This is a genomic window from Acidovorax cavernicola (assembly GCF_003581445.1).
In genome coordinates this window covers 40817-61082 of the sequence record NZ_QXMN01000001.1, presented here as the reverse complement: position 1 = coordinate 61082, position 20266 = coordinate 40817, and the positions used below count along the sequence as shown (strand labels likewise).

Below are 20266 nucleotides of genomic sequence, written 5' to 3'. Positions count from 1 at the left end.
AGGGGGTTGGCGGAAGCGACACGAAGTGCGCGCAGCCTGGGGGTGTTCCTAATACGCGACTGGGACGGGGTCCAGCGATCGCCAAATATACCAAGTCGCCACGCTGCAATACGGCGCCCAGGCCACGGCGACATCGCGGGCATCGCTGCGGCTGACCGGATCGCCTGAAAAATAGTTCACGCTGATGCCGTTGAGCAGGCCCTGGTCATCGACCGGCAGCACGTTCGGGCGCATCAGGTGGAAGATGAGGAACATCTCGGCGGTCCAGCGGCTGATGCCGCGGATCGCCACGAGCTCTTCGATGATGAGCTCGTCCGACATGTCCTTCCAGCCGTCGACGTGCACGGTGCGCGAGTCGAAATGCAGGGCCAGGTCGACCAGATACTCGATCTTGCGCGCCGACAGCCCAGCGCCGCGCATGTCGTCAACCTTGAGCTTGAGTACGCTGGCCGGGGTCAGCTTGCGCGGCAGCGCAGCGAACTTGTCCCAGGTCGACTGCGCCGCTTTCACCGAGATCTGCTGGCCCACGATGCTGCGTGCCAGCGTGGTGAAGGCGTCGCCACGCGATTCGAGGCACGCTTCGCCGAACTTCGGAATGAGCCGCTTCATCACGCGGTCCTTCTTGGCGAGGTGCTTGCAGGCTTCCTCCCAATAGTCCGGCGTGTAGATGCGCACGCTGGTCTGCTGGGTTGCGGGTACGGGGTTCGTCGTTCCGTTCACTGTGCGGCCGCCCAGGTCGTTCCCGTGGGCGAATCCTTGAGCACGATGCCCTGCTCGAGGAGTTCCTGGCGAATGCGATCGGCCTCGGCGAAATTCTTCGCCGCCTTGGCCGCCGCGCGTGCGTCGATCTTCGACTGGATGGTGGCGTCGTCGAGCGTGGTGCCCGCCTGCAGAAATGCCTCCGGGTCGCCTTGCAGCAACCCCAGCGTACCCGCCAGCGCCTTCAGCAGGCCTGCGGTCTCCGCAGACTTCGTGCGATTGACTTCGCCTGCCAGCTCGAACAGCACGGCAATGGCTTCGGGCGTGCCGAAGTCCTCGTCCATCGCCGCCTTGAAGCGTGCCGCGTGGGGCTGCGTCCAGTCGATGGACACGACCGCGGGCGCCACCAGGTCGAGCGCGGTGTACAGGCGCTTGAGAGAGTTGCGCGCGTCGTCCAGGTGCGCATCGCTGTAGTTGAGTGCGCTGCGGTAGTGCGTGCGCACGAGGAAGAAACGCAGGCTCTCGGCGTCGTACTTCTGAAGCACTTCGCGGATCGTGAAGAAGTTGCCCAGGCTCTTGGACATCTTCTCGTTGTCCACCCGAACGAAGCCGTTGTGCACCCAGAAGCGCGCGAGCGGCTTGTCGTTGGCGCCCTCGCTCTGTGCGATCTCGTTCTCGTGGTGCGGGAACTGCAGGTCCGCGCCGCCGCCGTGAATGTCGAAGGTCTCGCCGAGCGTGGCGCAGCTCATGGCCGAGCACTCGATGTGCCAACCCGGGCGGCCGGTGCCGAAGGGGCCTTCCCACTTGGCGTCGTCGGGCTCGGTCGGCTTGGCGGATTTCCAGAGCACGAAGTCGAGTGGGTCCTGCTTGCCGTCGAGCACCGCGACGCGTTCGCCCGCGTGCAACTCGTCGAGCGACTTGCCCGAAAGCTTGCCGTAGCCGGGGAACTTGCGCACCGCGTAGTTCACGTCGCCGTTGTCCGAGCGGTAGGCCAGGCCCTTGCGCTCCAGCGTCTCGATGATGCCGAGCATCTGCGGCACGTATTCGGTGGCGCGCGGCTCGATGGTGGGCGGTTCGATGCGCAGCGCCCCGATGTCCTCGTGCATGGCCGCGATCACCTCGTCGGTCAGTGCGCGGATGGTGATGCCGCGCTGGACCGCACGGGCGATGATCTTGTCGTCGATGTCGGTGATGTTGCGCACGTAGGTCACGGCATAGCCGCTGGCGCACAACCAGCGCTGCACCACGTCGAACGCCATCATCATGCGGGCGTGACCGATATGGCACAGGTCGTAGACCGTCATGCCGCACACGTACATGCGCACCTGTCCAGGTTGCAGGGGGGAGAAATCCTCCAATTCACGCGACAGCGTGTTGTAGATGCGCAGACTCATGGGACTCGGAAAGCGTTGATTCGCGCACGTGCGGCACGGGCGAACAACGGTGTATTTCAGGGGTGACGGGAGGTGTGGCGACGAGGGGTTGGACATGGCCCCTCGGCTACAATGCGACGCAGTATAAACGGCTGCCGCCGCGCAGCATCCGGGTGTTCTCCAGGCCCGCTCCCCCCAATCCTGCCGAGGCTTCATGAAGCACGCCGCGTTCTCCAGACTCTCCATCGCCTTTGCATTGCTGTTCGGTCTGTGGGGCTCTGCCGCGCACGCCAACGACTACGACGACGTCAACCTCCTGCTACGCCAGGGCAAGGCCACCGAGGCGCTCGCCAAGGCCGACACCTACATCGCCGGCAAGCCGCGTGACCCGCAGATGCGCTTCCTGCGCGGTGTGATCCTCACCGAGCAGAACAAGACCGCCGAGGCCATCACCGCGTTCACGCAGCTCACGCAGGACTTCCCTGAACTGCCCGAGCCCTACAACAACCTCGCGGCGCTCTACGCCTCGCAGAGCAAGTTCGACCAGGCGCGCGCCGCCCTCGAAACCGCGCTCAAGCTCAGCCCCAACTACGCCACCGCGCACGAAAACCTCGGCGACGTGTATGCACGCCTGGCAGCCCAGGAATACATGCGCGCCCAGCAGTTCGCCACCACCAACGCGAGCGTCGCACCCAAGCTCTCGTTGATCCGCCAGATCTTCACGCCCAAGGCCGCGGCCGATGCGGCCGTGCTGCCGGCTGCGCCCGCCGAAGTGCGCAAGCCCGTGGGCCGTTCGACCAAGTAACAGCCCCTTGCAATCCGGCGGTGCGCACACAGTTGCCTCCCAGCCTGCGCCATCGCAGGCCCATCGCCCTCCCCTCCACCCGCACACGGAGCCTCATTTGACGACCCCTGCACTTTCCCGTTTCAGCCGCCGCGGCGCCCTTGCACTGGCTGCGGCCCTGGCCTTCGGTGCCGCCGCCGGCGCGCACGCCCAGCAGGCCGCGCCGCGCGTGAAGCTCGCCACCTCGGCGGGCGACATCGTGGTCGAGCTCGATGCGGCCAAGGCCCCCAAGACGGTCGAGAACTTCCTGCAGTACGTCAAGGACAAGCACTACGACGGCACGGTGTTCCATCGCGTCATCGGCAACTTCATGATCCAGGGTGGCGGCTTCACGGCCGACCTGCAGCAAAAGCCCACGCGCCCGCCGATCCCGCTCGAGGCCAACAACGGCCTGAAGAACGACAAGTACACGATCGCGATGGCCCGCACGGGCAACCCGAACTCGGCCACCTCGCAGTTCTTCATCAACGTGAAGAACAACGACGCGCTCAACGCACCCAGCCCCGACGGCTACGGCTACACCGTGTTCGGCAAGGTCGTCGCCGGCACCGACGTGGTCGAAAAGATCCGCGCCGTGCCAACCGGCAACAAGAACGGCATGCAGGACGTGCCCGTCGAAACCATCACCATCAAGTCCGCCTCTGTGGCGAAGTAATCCCGTTTCCGAAGAAGGAGCTATCTCATGAGCAACCCCCAAGTCGAACTGCACATCAAGAACCTCGGCGTCATCACGCTCGAACTCGACGGCGTGAAGGCACCGAAGTCGACCGCCAACTTCATCGAGTACGTGAAGAAGGGCCACTACGACAACACCGTGTTCCACCGCGTGATCCCCGGCTTCATGGTGCAAGGCGGCGGCTTCGAGCCCGGCATGAAGCAAAAGCCGACCGGCGCCGAGATCGAGAACGAAGCCAACAACGGCCTCAAGAACGCCAACTACACCGTGGCCATGGCCCGCACGAGCGCACCGCACTCGGCCACCGCCCAGTTCTTCATCAACGTGGCCGACAACGGCTTCCTGAACCACACCGCACCCTCGGCCCAGGGCTGGGGCTACGCGGTCTTCGGCAAGGTCACGGGCGGCACCGATGTCGTCGACAAGATCAAGGCCGTGAAGACGGGCCGCAAGGGTTTCCATGACGACGTGCCCCTCGAGGACGTCGTGATCGAAAAGGCTGTCGTCACCGCTGAATGACGCCTTTCAGGAGCGACGGCGCGGCATGACCCACGTGGCAAACCCGGCTTTCTCCGAGCTGGTGGCGCCGCCCGCGTGGCGCACCGTCGACCTGATTTCCGACCTGCATCTGCACCCCAGCGAGCCGGCCACCTTCGAGGCCTGGCAAGGCTATCTCCAGACCACGCCAGCAGATGCATTGGTGATCCTCGGCGACCTGTTCGAGGTGTGGGTGGGCGACGATGCCGCACGCCAACCCGGTTTCGAAGCGCAGTGTGCCGAACTGCTGCAGCACACCGCGCAACGCATGCAGGTGTTCTTCATGCACGGCAACCGCGACTTCCTCGTCGGCGAGGCCTTTGCGGCGCAATGCGGTCTCACGTTGCTCGACGACCCCACGGTGCTGGTGCTGCACGGCGAACGATGGCTGTTGAGCCATGGCGACGCCCTCTGTCTTGAAGACACCGAATACCTCCAGTTTCGCGCCCAGGTGCGCGCGCCCGAATGGCAGGCCGCGTTTCTTGCGCGTCCGCTGGAAGAGCGCCGCGCCCTCGCCCGAGCCATCCGCACACAGAGCGAAGACCGCAAGCGCGATCCCTCGACACTCTGGGCAGACGTGGATGCCGACGCTGCCCGCCAATGGCTGCAGCAGGCTGGCGCGAGCGCGCTGATCCACGGCCACACCCACCGCCCGGCCATCCATGACCTGGGCCACGGCCTGCGTCGCATCGTGCTGAGTGACTGGGATGCTGCCGCCCATCCACCGCGCGCGCAGCTGCTGTGCCTGACAGCGGCCGGCGCGCAGCGCGTCGATCTGCGCTAGACGCAACGCCCACCGATGTTCAAGTGGCTGCGCCGGCTGCGCACCCTGCCCCCGATTCCCGACGCCGCCTGGCGTGCCACGCTCACGCGCTACGCCTTCCTGGGCGAACTGCCGTCCACGGGACAGCAGCGGCTGCGCACGCTGGCGGCCGAGTTCCTGCGCGACAAGGAGTTCCACGGCACGCAAGGCTTCGTCATCACCGACGAGGTGGCGCTGGCCATCGCGGCGCAGGCCGTGTTGCCGGTGCTGCATCTGAAGGACGGGCTGGACTGGTACGACGATTTCGTCGGCATCGTGGTGCATCCCTCCGAAGTGGTGGCGCAGCGCAAGATCGTCGATGAGGCACTGGTCGTGCACGAGTACGAGGAAGTCGTGGCCGGCGAGGCGATGGACCAGGGCCCCGTGATGCTCAGCTGGCAGGACGTGCTCGCAAGCAGCGTCACCAGCGAGGGCGGCTACAACGTCGTGATCCACGAATTCGCCCACAAGATCGACATGCGCAACGGCATCGCCGACGGCTGCCCGCCGCTGCCGTCCGGCTTCATGGGCCGGCGCAGTGCGCGCGAGGCCCGCGCGCACTGGATGGCGGTGCTGCAACCGGCCTACGACGACTTTCGGGAAAAGACCATCCTCGCCGAGCGCTTCGGTGCCGAGCCGCCCTGGCTCGACGACTACGGCGCGACCTCGATCAGCGAGTTCTTCGCGGTGGCCTGCGAGGCCTACTTCGTGAACCGACCGAATTTCGCGCGCGACTTTCCACAGGTCCTGGCGCTTTTCGACGCCTTTTTTCTTCCCGCGAAACCCTGAGCCGCGTCAGACCAGGGCAAAGAAAGAGGCGCCTCGTGAGGCGCCTCTTTCATGCATGCGGCTGCTTCGCCGCGATGCCATTGCTTACTTGCGCAGCAGCGCCTTCAGCGCGTTCTGCAGACGGCGCGCAGTGGCAGCGTCGTGTGCGGCAGCCAGCACCTTGCCGGCGTCCTGGCCCCAGGTCTGGGCCGGCGTCGGATCACCGCGCTTCGTCAGCAGCTTGAGCTGCAGCGCGCGGCGCGCGTCGAGCTGCTCGGCGGGCGTCGGCACTTCGGCGGCCATCTCCAGGCGCAGCAGCGCTTCGGCGGCATCGCTCGCGGCGGCCGTCGGTGCGGCGCCCACGGCCTGCGACCAGTTCGTGCGCACGGCAGGCGTCACGGCACGGCCCAGCTCCTGCACGCTCGGCAGACGGGCCGCGTCGCGTTGCTCCCAGGCGCCGAGCACCTGCGTGAGCGCCTCGCCATGGGCCTGTGCGGCCAGCTTGCGCAACGCCATGTCGGCACGCTCGAGGGCTTCACGCTGGGCGCGGAAGGCGGCATCACCCAGGCGCGGGCCACGGTCTTCGCGCGGCGGACGGTCACCGAAACGACCACCACCTGCTGCACCACGATCGCCGCGATCACCGCCACGGGCATCGGAGCGCGGACCGCCACGGTCGTTCGAACGTCCGGGGCCGCCGGCACCGGGGCGGCCGCCGTCACGGCGATCACCGAATCGGCCGGTCCCGCGCGCAGCGGGTGCGGCTTCAGCCTTCTTGCTGCTCGGACGGTCGTCGCCACGCATGGCCACCACGGGCTTGGGCGCAGCCTTCGGCGGCGCGGCCGGTGCGGGGGCCGGGCTCTCGACGTTGGCAGCCTCGCCGGCTTCGTGCGCGGCGCTGTCGCTGCGGGCGGACGCATCGGCACCGTCTGCGGGCGCGACCAGATCGGGCGCGTCGGCTGCAGCCGCCACGGGTGCGGACGGCGAAGCTTCGGCATCGCTCGAACCTGGCGTCTGCTCGGCGCTCTCACCGAATTCGGCAGCGGCCTGGCCGGGGGCTTCGACACCGGTTGCGCCGACCGAGGGGCCGTCGCTCGTGGTGGCGGGGGCCGGTGCAGCAGCGGGCACCTCACCGCGCAGCGCGGCTTCGAGGCCGGCGATGGCGGCGCGAATCTTCTGTGCGTCGCCGCCGGCATTGGCCGCGTCGAGCGCCTTGGAGGCGTCGAGCACATGGCGGTCGTGTGCGCTCATGGCGGCCGATGCCTTTTCGCGCTCGACCGTCTTGCGGTTGAAGGCTTCGTCGATGGGCGCGCGGAACGCGTCCCACAGCTTCTGTTCGTGGCGGCGGTCGAGCGGCACGCTCTGCGCCTCGGCCTGCCAGCGCTGCTGCAGGGCCTTCACGGCGTCGATGCGCAGCATCGGCTGGGCGCCCAGTTCGGTGGCTTCGGCAATCATGGCCTGGCGGCGTTCGACGCTGGCCTTCTGCGCCGTTTCGAACGGGGCACGGGCGGCACCGAAGGCCTCGTTCCACAGCGGTTGCAGCTCGGCAAACACCTTCTCGCCCACGTGGCCAGCGTCGCGCCAGCGGTCCGCGAACTGGTGCAGCGCGCGGTTGTGCGCCTTCAGGTCGGTCGCGCCGGCATGGGCGGCTGCCCAGCCCTTGACCTCTTCGATCAGCGCGACGCGCAGGCCGCGGTGCTCGGCGGCATCGGCACGCACCTTCTCGAGCCAGGCCTCGACGACCTTGTGGGCCTCGTTGCAGGCTTCGTCGAAACGCTTCCAGAGCGCATGGTTCGGCACGCCGCCCTGGTCGGACTGCTTCCACTGATCGCGCAAGGCGCGCAGGGTTTCCTGCATCTTGCGACCGCCGAGGGCCTGGCCTTCGGGACGCTTGAGCAGGCCTTCGGCCTTGGCGACGAGGTCTTCGCGTACCTTGTCGGCGCTCCAGCGCTGCCAGCCCTCGAGTTCGCCGGCGGCAACCAGTGCGGCATGCACGCGGGCTTCGAGCGGCGCGTCGACCAGCTTGCCGTGCTCCTTGAGCACGGCGCGCAACGCAGCGGCGGCGCCGGCGCTGGCCTTGCCGTGGCCTTCGGCGGTTTCCTGCTCGAGCTTGGCGAGAGCGGCCTGCACGGTCTCCTGTGCCGCGGCACGCACGGCCGGGTCGACCTTGGGTGCGGCGGGGCGTGCGGGCGCGGCAGCCTTGGGGGCCACCACTTCGCCACGCGCGGCGCGCAATTCGTCGGCCCAGACGGGCACGGGCGGCAGCGGTGCGGCGGCATCGGCAGCGGCAGCAATGGCTTGTGCCAGCGCGCCGTGGAACGCGTCGGACACCACGAGCAGTTGCGACTTGGAGGCTTCGAGCTGGGGCGCGAACTTAGCGTCGAGGCTCGTCCAGTTGGCATCGGCCACGATGTCGGCGGCCTGCTGTTGCCAGTGGCCCACGTCGGCGCGCAGCGATTCCTCGGCGGCCTGGGCGTCCTTCCAACCCTTGGTGGACAGCACTTCAAAACGTTGCGCCAGCAAGACGGCGGCTTCGCGGTGGACCTGTGCGCGGTGCTGCAGGTCTTCGATGCCTTTCACGCGCTCGGCCAGCTGGGCCTTCAGGCCGGCCAGCGGTTCGCGCGACAGCGGCGCGCCGGCCTTGGCGGCGTCACGCTGCCAGGCGAGTGCATCGGCGATGTTGAGCTTGGACTGCGCCAGCAGCGCCTCGGCCTTCTGCGCCCATTCGGCTGCGATGGCTTCCTGGCCCTTGGCGCGCTTGATTTCGTCGAGCTTCTCGCGCAGCAGGCGCGCGGCGCCCTTGTCGCGGCCGCTCAACTCCTTGAAGACCTCTTGCATCTGCTCGGGCGTGGGGTTGCCCGCGAGCCAGTCGCGGATGCGCGCGGCGCGCTCGCCGGACGTCGGCGCGGTGAAGGCGCCGCCGGTGAGCGTGTCGAGGGCCTGGAGGTCGTGTGGCTTGGAAGAAGTAGAGGTCACTGCGCGAAATCGTTGTCTTGGTAGAGAAAGCGAAGGCGCCGGCAAAGGCCGGCGCACATCGACATTTTCACCCAGTTGGCGAGCGGCCCGCCGAATTCCATGTCGGAACTGCGGCGCGCACCGGTCGGCGGGCTGGAGAAGCCCACTAGATATATAGCAAGGCGAGGCGAAAAGCCAAGCCCTACTGGCTATTTCATGGTCAGGCTCAGCTCGGCGCCGGGCTTCCAGTCGGCGCCGCTGGCCGAGGTGCGCACGGCCCCCAGGAACAGACGCTCGCTCGGCAGCTTCTGCGCCAGCAGGTAGTCGCGCACCACGGCACCGCGTTCGACGGCCAGCTGACGCATCGACTCCTCGTCGACCGGCACGCTGGCCAGCAACAGGTTTTCCATTTCCTTCACAGGCAGGTCCTTGGCCAGGCCGACCATGTTGCGCGGCTTGGTGATGTCCGAGCGCTTGTAGACGGCGGTCAGCAGTGCCGGGTACTCGGCATCGGTCACGGGCGGCACGTCGGTGCCGGCCTCGCCGCCGCGCACCGCGACGCGCCGCTTCTCGGCCTGGGTCAGCTGGCGCAGACGCTGGCGCTGGTAGGCGTCGCGTTCCTTCTCGAGGCTGGAAGTACCCACCACCGTCATCTGCAGGGTCGGGCGCTCGGTCAGTGCCTTCACGACCTTGTCCAGGCTTTCCTTGGCGCCGGCGCTGAGCGTCGAGCTGCCGGGCTCGAAGGTGATCGCGCTCGAATCGCCGCTGCCGCCACCGCCGAGCCCGCCCGTGAGCAGGCTGAACGGCGCAGTCACAGCCTTGACGATCAGGTTGACCACGGCCTTCCAGATCAGCGGGCCGATGCTGAACTGCGGGTCGTTGAGCGAGCCGCTGAGCGGCAGGTCGACGTCGATCACGCCGTTGCGGTCGGCCAGCAGGGTCACGGCCAGGCGCACGGGCAGGCTGTTCGGCGCGCCGGCCACCTCGTCGCCGAACCGCAGCTGGTTGAGCACCAGCTTGTTGGTGGCGGTGAGCTGGCCGTCGGGCGCGATCTTGTAGTTGACGTCCATGCTCATCTTGCCGCGCTCGATGCCGTGGCCCGCATAGCGCACCGAATACGGCGACAGCGGCGCGAGGTCGAGGTCGCGCATCTTGGCGGTGATGTCGAGTTCCAGCGGCTTGGCCAGCGGATTGAGCTTGCCGGTGATTTCCAGCGCTGCGGTCTGCTGCGCCTTGCCGCGCAATTCGAGGTCGGCCAGCGCCGGCCGGCCGCCCTGCCCGTTCGGCGGGTTCGACGAGAACGAACTGAGCTTGCCGGTCAGCTCGCTCAGGTCGGCCGAGTAGTTGGGCTTGACGAACAGGTCGGTGAAGTCGATCTTGCCGTTGACCAGGCTCATCGGGCCGAAGTTGATGACCGGCGCCAGGCCGCTGTCGGCCGCAGGCGCGGCGGCCACCGCCGGAGCGGACGCGGCCGGCGCGGGGTCGGGAGCGCCGCCGACCATGGCTTCGGCCGACACCGGCGCACCGCCCGAAGCCCGCTGCGGCGCCGAAGCCGGCGCGCGGGTCGTGGTGGTGGTGCCGCCCGGGCCCTTCTTTGTGCTGGCTTCGGTGGCGGCAGCGGCGGCCTTCGAGGCTTCCTCGCCCTTCTTGGTCAGGCTCAGCAGGTTGAGACGACCCGTGGGATCGACGATCACGCGGGCGAAGAAGTCGGTCAGCGTGGTCTCGCGCACGTCCACCGTCGGGGCCGCATTGGGTGCCAGGCTGACCTGCAGGCCGCGCAGGCTCAGGGTCTTCCAGCTCAGCAGTTGGCTGTTGCCGCGATCGAAGCCCGGCGACTGGGTCAGCGAGACGCTGTTGGCGCGGAAATCGTCCAGCGCGGTGTCGCCAGCCAGCTTGACGCTCATGCCGGCCGGCGCGGTCGCGTAGCGCACGGTACCGCGGTAGCTCGCGAACGCGCGGCGGATGTCCACATTGAGCGCATCGGCGTAGTAGGCCTTGAAGGCATGCGCCGGGAACGACGCCACCTCGAGCCTGCCCTCGACCGCGAGCGGCTTGAGCACGACGTTGCCCTTGTAGTCGAAGCGCCCCGGGTCTGCACGGCGGCCCGCCCCGATGCGGCCCGACACCTGCAGTGGCGACACGGTATTGGTGTCGGGCGCGATCTTCTGGGCGTGGAGCTTGAAGGCCGTGACCTCGATCGCCACCGGCGTCGAGCCGGCCTTGTCCGCATAGGACAGGCTGCCGTTGTCCACCGCCAGCGTGCCCAGCGTCAGCGCCCAGGGCTTGGTGTTGGCGTTGCTGGGACGCGCCGCGCCGGCGTCGACCGGCTTGGGCGCCGCCACCTTGGCGCCGCCGGCGGGGGTCTTGAGCCAGCGCTCGAACATCCAGCGCTTCTCGTTGTCGCGCTCGACGCTCACCTTGGGGTTGGTCGCGGTGAACGACGCGATGTTCAAGGTGTGCTTGGTCATGTCGACCTCGGCGTCGACCAGCTCGAAGCGGCCGACGCTGGCCAGCGCGGTCTTGGCCTGTGTGAGCGCCAGGCCGTCGGCGGCCAGGCGGCGCGCCTTGAATTTCAGGTCGGGCTGGGCCCAGGACACGTCGATCTGCCCGCTGAGCTTGCCGTCGAGCGTGGGCTCCAGGCTCTGCGCCAGGTACGGCGCAGCCAGCGACAGCGGCAGCGCCTCGACTTCGGTCTGCACGTCGGCGACCTTGTCGGTCGCGCTGCCCTTGAATTTCAGCGCGGCACCTGCCACGGCGGTGCTGCCGTCGAACTGCGCGGGCTTCTCCATGGGCCAGGTGACGGCCGTGACATTGATCCCGAGGTCGGTGAGATCGATGGCCGCCGCGGGCTTGACGGTCTCGTCGCGCCAGCCGATGCGTCCGCCGTCGAGCGCCACCTTGTCGACCTGCACCTTGAGCTTCGGCTTCTCGGCCGCCGGCTTGCCGGCCGGGGCGCTGGCCGCGGGCGCCGGCAGCGGCGCCACCTTTTCGGTTGCGCCGGTCGCGGGGTCGGTGGCCATCAGGTTGAGCTGACCGGCAGCGTCGCGCGCCACCACCAGTTGCGGCTTGGCCAGTGCGACCTCGCTCAGGTGGAACACGGATTCCAGCGGTCGCACGTCGGCCAGCGCCAGCTTGAGCGAATCGAAGCCCAGCAGATCACGGCCCCGTGCATCGGCCAGCTTGGCGCCGTGGGCCTCCACCGTGCCGGTGATCTTCAGGCCGATGGAATTGGTCTGCTGGAAATCGATCTTCAGGTCGGCGTCGAGGCTGCCGGCCTGCAGCTTCACCGGCAGGCCGCCGGGGATGTAGCCCAGGTACGGCACGAGGTCGAGCCCCTTGAACTGCACGTGGGCGTCGGTCTTGCGGCTTTGCGCGAACGGGGTCGTGAAGGCAGCCGAATCGAACTGGCTGCCGTTGAGCGCGAAGGCCAGCTTGGGCTCGGTCTTGATTTCTCGCTTGGACGCGAGGTTGCTCAGGAACGGCACGTTCAGCATGAAGCCGCGCAACTCGTGCCGGCGCTTGACGGTCTGGTCGTCGAAATCGACCGCGCCATCCTTGATCGAGATGTTGTAGATCGCGAAACGCGCGGGCTCGGCGTTCGGATCGGGCGGCGGGCCCGAGGCCAGCTTGGCGAGAATGTCGTCGATGTCGTACTTGCCGTCGGCCTGGTGCGTAAGCAGCACCGCGGGCGCCTCGACCGTCACCGCGTCGATCACCGGCGCCAGGCGGAACAGCGATTGCAGTTCGGCGTCGGCATAGATGCGCTTGATGGCCACCTGCGGCTGCTTGCCGTCGGCGGTGGCGATGCGCAGGTCATTCAGCGCGAGTTCGAGCGTCCAGGGCTTGAAATCGATCTTGCCGACCGTGACCTGCCGGCCCAGCTTCTCGCTCGCGATCTTCTGGAGTTGGCTCTTGGCAATCGGCGGCACCGCCAGCCAGGTGATCAGCCACAGGGCCAGCAGCACGAGCAACGCGACAACCCCACGCCGCACCCATTTGTTCTGTTTGATCGAAGCAGCATCCATCCGCAGAAGTGTGCCGCAAACAGATGCCAACAAAGTTGGCTGAAACGTGAATGCGTTCCCTTTTGGCGAGGCAATGCGATGCCCGGGCGCCCCTCGACAGGAGCGGTAGGCCGAAAGTGTGAACGCCACAAACGAGAAAGCCCGGTGAGTCGACGAAATGTCTTGTCACCGGGCTTGATGGCGGGCTCAAAACCCATGCCATCGATTCGCGCGACCGGAAGTCAATTTGTTCCCGCCGTGCTGGCAGCAAGAGATTGCCGCCGTGGAGTCCTCCATCGTTCGAGTCCTTGACTTGCACCTCGGACTGCCTGATTTCGGAAAAACGCCTGAAACCTCAGGCCCGTCCAGATTAGGCGTCTCTCCCTTCCTTTTCAAATCTCTTTTTCCAAGGGATTTCCCGTAGGCGCGCCCCCTGTGACGGTCGCTTTGGAACGGCATTTCTTCAAGCAATTATTAACATATCAAATCAAAACCTTATGCTTGACCGTGTATTTAGCCACGCTAGAATCCGCCTGCCCTCGCCGCCGGACGCGGCAGGGTCTCCCTGAATCCGCTGCCGAATTCCAACGGCGTGATCAGGCCGCCGCGCTCCCTACCCCCTACACCTCCATGCGCGGAGCCTGATTCGTACATACCAATCCAAGCGCCGCTGCCTTCATCCACCGCCCTTTCCGGCGCTGCATGTCAGGTGCCGCACAGAAAGGAAAAAAAGCGATGAGCAAGGCGTTTGATGCCACAGCCCGCGGGCTACGGACCTTCGTGTCCGATGTGGCAGACGGCTTTTTTGAAATCACCCACAACGGGTTTGCACTGGTCGGCCTGGCCATCGTGTTCGCGGCCCTCGCCCTCGTGGCGCGCCCCGACCTGCGCAAGACCGGCGAGGAACAACTGATGGGCTGGCTGCAGTCGCGCAAGCCCGCGCCCGAAGCCACCGACCTCGAGCCGACCGCCATCGAGCGCACCACGGCCGCGAGTCCCGACGATCTGCCCAAGCAGCAGGCGGCGGTGGCCTACTGGCTCAGCAAGAAGTACCGCGTCGCGGCAGAGCCGCTGAGCGTGCTGGTCGCCGAGGCCTATCAGATCGGCAAGCGCACCAAGATCGACCCGACACTGATCCTGGCCATCATGGCCATCGAGTCCAGCTTCAACCCCTTTGCCCAGAGCCACGTCGGCGCCCAGGGTCTGATGCAGGTCATGACCCGCGTGCACGGCGACAAGTACGAAAGCGCGGGCGGCACGCTCACCGCCTTCGACCCCGTGACCAACATGCGCGTCGGCGTGAAGGTGCTGCAGGAATGCATCGCCCGTGCCGGCTCGCTTGAAGGCGGCCTGCGCTATTACGTGGGCGCCGCCAACCTCGACGACGACGGCGGCTATGCCGCCAAGGTGCTGGCCGAGCACGAGCGCCTGCGCCAGGTCGCCGGCGGCCGCCCGCCGTCGACGATGGTCGTGCCGCCGCCGACCACGGCGCGCGCGCAGCCGATTCCGGTGGTTGCACCGGCCAAGCCGGCAGGTGAAGAGCCCGCCAACGGCAGCGAGCCGGCCAAGGTCGCCCTGCTCTCCGCGGTTTCCTGAGGCCTTGCCGGCCCTGCATGCCCGGATGCGTCCGGGCCTGCGCTACACTCGGCCTGTACGCGACTGGCGATAGGCGCAGCACTCTGAAAAAGGTGCCACGCGCTGACGTGGAATACCACTTGGAAGCGTGCCGCCTGACCACAACAGGCGTTCAGCCGTTCGCCTGGGCAGCCCTTGTTTGGTTGAACAAGGACCTCGTCTTCAAAGGACTGCCATGTACCACCGCAACATCCTGGTCGAACAGACCGATCCCGAAATCTGGGCCGCCATTCAAGCCGAAAACGCGCGCCAGGAACACCACATCGAGCTGATCGCCAGCGAGAACTACGCCTCGCCGGCCGTCATGGCCGCTCAGGGCTCGCAGCTCACCAACAAGTACGCCGAAGGCTACCCGGGCAAGCGCTACTACGGCGGCTGCGAGCACGTCGACGTGGCCGAGCAACTGGCCATCGACCGCGTCAAGCAGATCTTCGGCGCCGACGCCGCGAACGTGCAGCCGCATTGCGGCGCCTCGGCCAACGAAGCCGTGATGCTCGCCTTCCTGAAGCCCGGCGACACCATCATGGGCATGAGCCTGGCCGAAGGCGGCCACCTGACCCACGGCATGCCGCTGAACATGAGCGGCAAGTGGTTCAACGTCGTGAGCTACGGCCTGGACGCCAACGAAGCCATCGACTACGACGCCATGGAACGCAAGGCGCATGAACACATGCCCAAGCTGATCATCGCGGGCGCCTCGGCCTACTCGCTGCACATCGACTTCGAGCGCTTCGCCAAGGTGGCCAAGGACGTCGGCGCGATCTTCATGGTCGACATCGCCCACTACGCCGGCCTCGTGGCCGCGGGCGTGTACCCCAACCCGGTGCCGCACGCCGACATCGTCACCTCGACCACGCACAAGAGCCTGCGCGGCCCGCGCGGCGGCATCATCCTGATGAAGTCGCAGCACGAGAAGGCGATCAACAGCGCCATCTTCCCCGGCCTGCAAGGCGGCCCGCTGATGCACGTGATTGCCGCCAAGGCCGTCGCCTTCAAGGAAGCCCTGACGCCCGAGTTCAAGGCCTATCAGCAACAGGTGGTCAAGAACGCCCAGATCGTGGCCGAAACCCTCACCGCGCGCGGTCTGCGCATCGTGAGCGGACGCACCGAAAGCCACGTCATGCTGGTCGACCTGCGCGCCAAGGGCATCACCGGCAAGGAAGCCGAAGCCGTGCTGGGCGCTGCCCACATGACGATCAACAAGAACGCGATCCCCAACGACCCGGAAAAGCCGATGGTCACCAGCGGCGTGCGCATCGGCACCCCCGCCATGACCACGCGCGGCTTCAAGGACGAAGAGGCCCGCATCACGGCGAACCTGGTGGCCGACGTGCTCGAGAACCCGCGCGACGCGGCGAACATCGACGCGGTGCGCGCCAAGGTCCACGCCCTGACGAGCCGCTTCCCCGTCTACCGTTGATTGCGTAGAAGAAGAGAAGCACCGGCCGCATGAAATGCCCTTTTTGCGGTCATCTCGAAACGCAGGTCGTCGAGACCCGCGTTTCGGAAGACGCCGATTTCGTCCGCAGGCGCCGCCAGTGCAGCGCCTGCGACAAGCGCTTCACCACCTATGAGCGCCCCGACGTCAATTTCCCCGTCGTGGTCAAGAAGGACGGCAGCCGCGCCGACTTCGACTCGACCAAGGTGCGCGCGTCGATGATGCTGGCGTTGCGCAAGCGCCCCGTGAGCATCGAGCAGATCGACAACGCATTGCTGCGCATCGAGCAGAAGCTGCTGGCCAGCGGCCTGCGCGAAATCGATTCGACCAAGGTCGGCGAACTCGTGATGCGCGAACTCAAGAAACTCGACAAGGTCGCCTACGTGCGCTTTGCCTCGGTGTACCGCAGCTTCGAGGACGTGGACGAGTTCCGGCAGCTGCTGCGCGACATCTGATGCCTTCCTCCGAACACGACGCGCCACACATCGCGACCGCCCTGCGCCTGGCCGCATCGGCGATCCGACTGACCGACCCGAACCCCCGCGTAGGCTGCGTCCTGTGCGACGCCGAAGGCCGCGTGATCGGCCAAGGCCACACACAACAAGCCGGCGGTCCGCATGCCGAGGTGATGGCGCTGCGCGACGCACAGGCCCAGGGCCACTCGGTCGCGGGTGCCACCGCCTACGTCACGCTCGAACCCTGCTCGCACCACGGCCGCACCGGCCCCTGCTGCGACGCGCTGATCGCTGCCGGCGTGCGCCGGGTGGTGGCATCGCTGGCCGATCCGAATCCACTCGTGGCGGGACAGGGCTTTGCGCGCCTGCGCGCAGCGGGCGTCGAGGTCGAGGTCGGCCCGGGCGCAGACGAATCCCGCGAACTCAACATCGGCTTTTTCAGCCGCATGATCCGCAAGCAGCCTTGGGTTCGGATGAAGGTGGCTGCCTCGCTCGACGGCCGGACCGGCCTGCAGAACGGCGTGAGCCAATGGATCACCGGTGAAGCCGCGCGCGCCGACGGCCATGCCTGGCGGGCACGCACGGGCGCGGTGCTGACCGGCGTCGGCACGCTGCTCGAAGACAACCCGCGCCTGGACGTGCGGCTGGTCGACACACCGCGCCAGCCCCACCTCGTGGTGGTCGACAGCCATCTCCAGACCTCGCCTGACGCTCACATTTTCATAGCTGGCCGCGCTGTCTGGATCTACGCAGCCAGCCGGCACAACGAAGAAAAGGCGGCCGCGCTCGAAGCCCGGGGTGCCACCATCACCTGTCTGCCCAACCTGCACGGCAAGGTCGACCTGCCCGCGATGCTCCAGGACCTCGCGGCACGCGGCATCAACGAGCTGCATGTCGAATCGGGCCACAAGCTCAACGGCTCGCTGCTGCGCGAAGGCTGCGTGGACGAGCTGCTGGTCTACCTGGCGCCCAAGCTGATCGGCAGCGGGCTCGACATTGCCAGCCACCTGCACGCCGACGGTCCGCTCACCTCGCTGACAGGTGCGCTGCCCCTCGAATTCAAGTCGGTGGACATGCTGGGGCCCGACCTGCGCATCGTGGCGCGCGTCGCCGGCCGCGACCACTTCTGAGCTCCCGCCGCCGCGGCGCGGCACATTCGCAGCCGCAAACCGCCCCTCCGGGCCGAAGACCCCTCGATGTCTGCGAAAATGTGCGAATGTTCACCGGAATCATCACCGGCGTGGGGCGCATCGCCGCCATCCACGACCTCGGCACCTCCTCCTTCTACGGCAAGCGACTCAGCATCGAGGTGCCCGACGGCTACCTCGACGACGTCGGGCTCGGCGACAGCATCGCGCTCAACGGCGCCTGCATGACGGTCACCACGCTCGCACCCGAGCGCCGGCAATTCACCATCGACATTTCTGCGGAGTCCCTCGACAAGACGGCCGGCCTGACCGACGAAGGCAGCCGCATCAACCTCGAGAAGGCCCTGCGCGCCAGCGACCGCCTCGGCGGCCACATCGTCTCGGGCCACGTGGACGGCATCGGCCGCGTGAGCTTCTTCGCGCCCGTCGGCGAAAGCTGGGAACTGCGCGTGGTGGCACCGCCCGCGCTCGCGCGCTTCCTGGCCTACAAGGGCTCGATCACCATCAACGGCGTGAGCCTCACGGTCAACAGCGTGAGCGATATCGAAGGCGGCGCCGAGGTCAGCATCAACCTGATCCCGCACACCGTGGAAAACACCTCCCTCGGCGGCCTGTCGGCCGGCTCGAAGGTCAACCTCGAAATCGACACCGTGGCGCGCTACGTGGAGCGCATGCTTCAGGCCGGCATGCTCCCCCCCTCTTCCACGTCTCCCAAGGACACTTCGAAATGAACGCCTCCGTCACGCCGATCGGCGCCTCCCGCGCCGACCGTGCACCCGCACCGATCTCTCCGGTCGAAGACATCGTGGCCGAGCTGGCCGCCGGCCGCATGGTCATCCTCGTGGACGAGGAAGACCGCGAGAACGAAGGCGACATCGTCATCGCCGCCGACCACATCACGGCCGAGTCCATCAACTTCATGGCACGCCATGCGCGCGGCCTGATCTGCCTGACGCTCTCGCGCGAGATGTGCGAGCGGCTGCAGCTGCCGCCCATGGTCCAGCGCAACGGCGCCAAGCACTCCACCGCCTTCACCGTTTCCATCGAGGCGGCCGAAGGCGTGACCACCGGCATCTCGGCCGCCGACCGCGCACGCACCGTGCAGGCCGCCGTGGCGCGCAATGCCGTGGCCGCCGACCTGGTGCAGCCCGGCCACATCTTCCCGCTGCAGGCGGTGGACGGCGGCGTGCTGATGCGCGCCGGCCACACCGAAGCCGGCAGCGACCTCGCTGCCATGGCCGGCTGCTCGCCCGCCTCAGTGATCTGCGAGGTGATGAACGAAGACGGCACGATGGCCCGCCTGCCCGACCTGCAGATCTTCGCAGCCGAGCACGGCATCAAGATCGGCACCATCGCCGCGCTGATCGAGCACCGCAGCCGCGTCGAGTCGCTGGTCGAAAAGGTCGGCTGCCGCGAGATCCAGACCAACTGGGGCGCCTTCACCGCCCACGCCTTCGTCGACAAGCCGAGCCGCGGCGTGCACCTGGCGCTGGTGCGCGGCAAGTGGGCACCTGAAGACACGGTGTCGGTGCGCGTGCACGAGCCGCTGTCGGTGCTCGACGCGCTCGAAGTCAACCGCTCGCTGCACTCCTGGAGCCTGGACGCCAGCCTCGCGCACATCGCCAAGGAAGACAAGGGCGTGGCCGTGCTGCTGAACTGCGGCGAGACCGCCGCCGAGCTGCTCGCGCAGTTCGACGGCACCGCGCGCCCCGCGCAAGCCCCCGAGCGCGGCCGCATGGACCTGCGCAACTACGGCATCGGCGCACAGATCCTGCGCGAATGCGGCGTGCACAAGATGAACCTGCTCGGCGCGCCGCGTCGCATGCCGAGCATGGCCGCCGGCTTCGGCCTCGAAATCGCCGGCTACCTCACGAAAGAATAAAAGACCATGCAAGGTGCAAATCAGGGCGCGGCCAGCGCGCCCCTCAACGGAAAAGGCCTGCGCATCGGCATCGTGCAGGCGCGCTTCAACGCCGACATCACCGACGCGCTGGCGACCGCCTGCCTGTCGGAGCTCGAGGCGCTCGGCGTGGCCGCTGCCGACATCCATCACGTGAAGGTGCCCGGCGCACTCGAAGTGCCCGTGGCGCTGCAGGCGCTCGCCGAACGCGGCGGCTACCACGCGCTCGTGGCGCTGGGCTGCATCATCCGCGGCGAGACCTACCACTTCGAGCTGGTGGCCAACGAATCGGGCGCGAGCGTGAGCCGTGTCGCGCTCGACTATCGCCTGCCCATCGCCAACGCGATCCTCACGACCGAAAACCTCGAACAGGCCGTCGCCCGCCAGACCGACAAGGGCCGCGACGCCGCCCAGGTGGCGGTCGAGATGGCACAACTGCTGGCCACCCTTTCATGACCGAAGACACCTCCAAGCCCGCCAAACCCCGCCAGTCGCGCACCGGCCTCACGAGCACGGGCGCGCGCAAGGCCGCAGCCAAGTCGAACCGCAGCCGCGCGCGCGAGTTCGCGCTGCAGGCGCTCTACCAGCACCTGGTGGGCCGCAACGACCCGACCGACATCGACCACTTCACGCGCGACCTCGCGGGCTTTCACAAGGCCGACGCGCTGCACTACGACGCGCTGCTGCACGGCTCGATCGAAGGTGCCGAACAACTCGACGCGCTGATCCGACCGCTGCTGGACCGCAAGTTCGAGGAAATCTCGCCCATCGAGCACGCCGTGATGTGGATCGGCGTGTACGAATTCCAGAACTGCCCCGACGTGCCCTGGCGCGTGGTGCTCAACGAGTGCATCGAGCTCGCCAAGGAATTCGGCGGCACCGACGGCCACAAATACGTGAACGCTGTGCTCAACGGCCTCGCGCCGCAGCTGCGTCCGCTCGAAGTGGAAGCCGACCGGGCGTCAGGCAAGGCGCGTCCATGAGGAGCGCCGCCCGGCCGCCCGAAGGCGCTCGCCCCCTCGCTTGCGAGGG

At 67.5% G+C, this 20266-nt stretch carries 17 protein-coding genes and 1 riboswitch; of the genes, 13 read left to right on the top strand and 4 right to left on the bottom strand.

From position 1 onward, the window contains the following. Nucleotides 1-48: 48 nt before the first annotated feature. Nucleotides 49-720: a DNA-3-methyladenine glycosylase family protein gene (locus tag D3H34_RS00255; RefSeq protein ID WP_119551083.1), complete on the bottom strand. Its 672-nt coding sequence runs from the start codon at nt 718-720 to the stop codon at nt 49-51. Beyond that, a complete protein-coding gene (gene cysS, locus D3H34_RS00250) occupies nt 717-2093 on the bottom strand; it encodes a cysteine--tRNA ligase (protein WP_119551081.1) in 1377 nt (458 codons plus the stop codon). Before cysS ends, D3H34_RS00255 begins: the two co-directional genes overlap by 4 nt. A 193-nt stretch (nt 2094-2286) precedes the next feature. Between cysS and D3H34_RS00245 the strand changes: the two genes are divergently transcribed. The 5 genes from D3H34_RS00245 (at nt 2287) to D3H34_RS00225 (ending at nt 5720) form a co-directional block, all read left to right on the top strand. Then, on the top strand, nt 2287-2877 hold the full coding sequence (locus D3H34_RS00245; protein ID WP_119551079.1) for a tetratricopeptide repeat protein: 591 nt from the start codon (nt 2287-2289) through the stop codon (nt 2875-2877). A 97-nt stretch (nt 2878-2974) separates the two neighbouring features. Continuing rightward, the gene (locus D3H34_RS00240) at nt 2975-3571 is read left to right on the top strand and encodes a peptidylprolyl isomerase (protein ID WP_119551077.1); all 597 of its coding nucleotides are present in this window, start codon (nt 2975-2977) and stop codon (nt 3569-3571) included. Between the two features lie 27 nt (nt 3572-3598). Then, nucleotides 3599-4111 (top strand): peptidylprolyl isomerase, encoded by a 513-nt coding sequence (locus D3H34_RS00235; protein WP_119551075.1) that lies wholly within the window; start codon nt 3599-3601, stop codon nt 4109-4111. A 25-nt stretch (nt 4112-4136) separates the two neighbouring features. After that, a complete protein-coding gene (locus D3H34_RS00230) occupies nt 4137-4913 on the top strand; it encodes a UDP-2,3-diacylglucosamine diphosphatase (protein ID WP_119551074.1) in 777 nt (258 codons plus the stop codon). 15 nt (nt 4914-4928) lie between these two features. Then, nucleotides 4929-5720 carry a M90 family metallopeptidase gene (locus D3H34_RS00225; RefSeq protein ID WP_119551073.1) on the top strand — a complete coding sequence of 264 codons (792 nt, stop codon included), beginning with the start codon at nt 4929-4931 and terminating at the stop codon, nt 5718-5720. 84 nt (nt 5721-5804) lie between these two features. Here D3H34_RS00225 and D3H34_RS00220 read toward each other — a convergent pair whose 3' ends face one another. Continuing rightward, complete coding sequence (locus D3H34_RS00220; protein WP_119551072.1) at nt 5805-8675, bottom strand: DUF349 domain-containing protein; 2871 nt, start codon at nt 8673-8675, stop codon at nt 5805-5807. Between the two features lie 188 nt (nt 8676-8863). Further along, a complete protein-coding gene (locus D3H34_RS00215; RefSeq protein WP_119551071.1) occupies nt 8864-12679 on the bottom strand; it encodes a DUF748 domain-containing protein in 3816 nt (1271 codons plus the stop codon). Nucleotides 12680-13393: 714 nt separating this feature from the next. Here D3H34_RS00215 and D3H34_RS00210 point away from each other — a divergent pair. The 8 genes from D3H34_RS00210 (at nt 13394) to nusB (ending at nt 20217) form a co-directional block, all read left to right on the top strand. Next, complete coding sequence (locus D3H34_RS00210) at nt 13394-14254, top strand: lytic transglycosylase domain-containing protein (RefSeq protein ID WP_119551070.1); 861 nt, start codon at nt 13394-13396, stop codon at nt 14252-14254. Between the two features lie 49 nt (nt 14255-14303). Further along, nucleotides 14304-14430: riboswitch (ZMP/ZTP riboswitch) on the top strand. Between the two features lie 38 nt (nt 14431-14468). Then, nucleotides 14469-15713 (top strand): serine hydroxymethyltransferase, encoded by a 1245-nt coding sequence (glyA, locus tag D3H34_RS00205; RefSeq protein WP_119551069.1) that lies wholly within the window; start codon nt 14469-14471, stop codon nt 15711-15713. 29 nt (nt 15714-15742) lie between these two features. Next, entirely contained in the window at nt 15743-16186 is a 444-nt protein-coding gene (gene nrdR, locus D3H34_RS00200; RefSeq protein ID WP_007836918.1) for a transcriptional regulator NrdR, read from the top strand. Continuing rightward, the gene (gene ribD, locus D3H34_RS00195; protein ID WP_119551068.1) at nt 16186-17316 is read left to right on the top strand and encodes a bifunctional diaminohydroxyphosphoribosylaminopyrimidine deaminase/5-amino-6-(5-phosphoribosylamino)uracil reductase RibD; all 1131 of its coding nucleotides are present in this window, start codon (nt 16186-16188) and stop codon (nt 17314-17316) included. Before nrdR ends, ribD begins: the two co-directional genes overlap by 1 nt. 86 nt (nt 17317-17402) lie before the next feature. Beyond that, the gene (locus D3H34_RS00190) at nt 17403-18065 is read left to right on the top strand and encodes a riboflavin synthase (protein ID WP_119551066.1); all 663 of its coding nucleotides are present in this window, start codon (nt 17403-17405) and stop codon (nt 18063-18065) included. After that, nucleotides 18062-19216, top strand: coding sequence for a bifunctional 3,4-dihydroxy-2-butanone-4-phosphate synthase/GTP cyclohydrolase II (gene ribBA / locus D3H34_RS00185; protein WP_119551064.1), 1155 nt, complete (start codon nt 18062-18064; stop codon nt 19214-19216). The genes D3H34_RS00190 and ribBA overlap by 4 nt, the downstream gene beginning before the upstream one ends. 6 nt (nt 19217-19222) lie before the next feature. Beyond that, nucleotides 19223-19690, top strand: coding sequence for a 6,7-dimethyl-8-ribityllumazine synthase (ribH, locus tag D3H34_RS00180; RefSeq protein ID WP_119551062.1), 468 nt, complete (start codon nt 19223-19225; stop codon nt 19688-19690). Continuing rightward, complete coding sequence (gene nusB / locus D3H34_RS00175) at nt 19687-20217, top strand: transcription antitermination factor NusB (RefSeq protein ID WP_119551060.1); 531 nt, start codon at nt 19687-19689, stop codon at nt 20215-20217. The genes ribH and nusB overlap by 4 nt, the downstream gene beginning before the upstream one ends. The last annotated feature ends 49 nt before the right edge of the window (nt 20218-20266 follow it).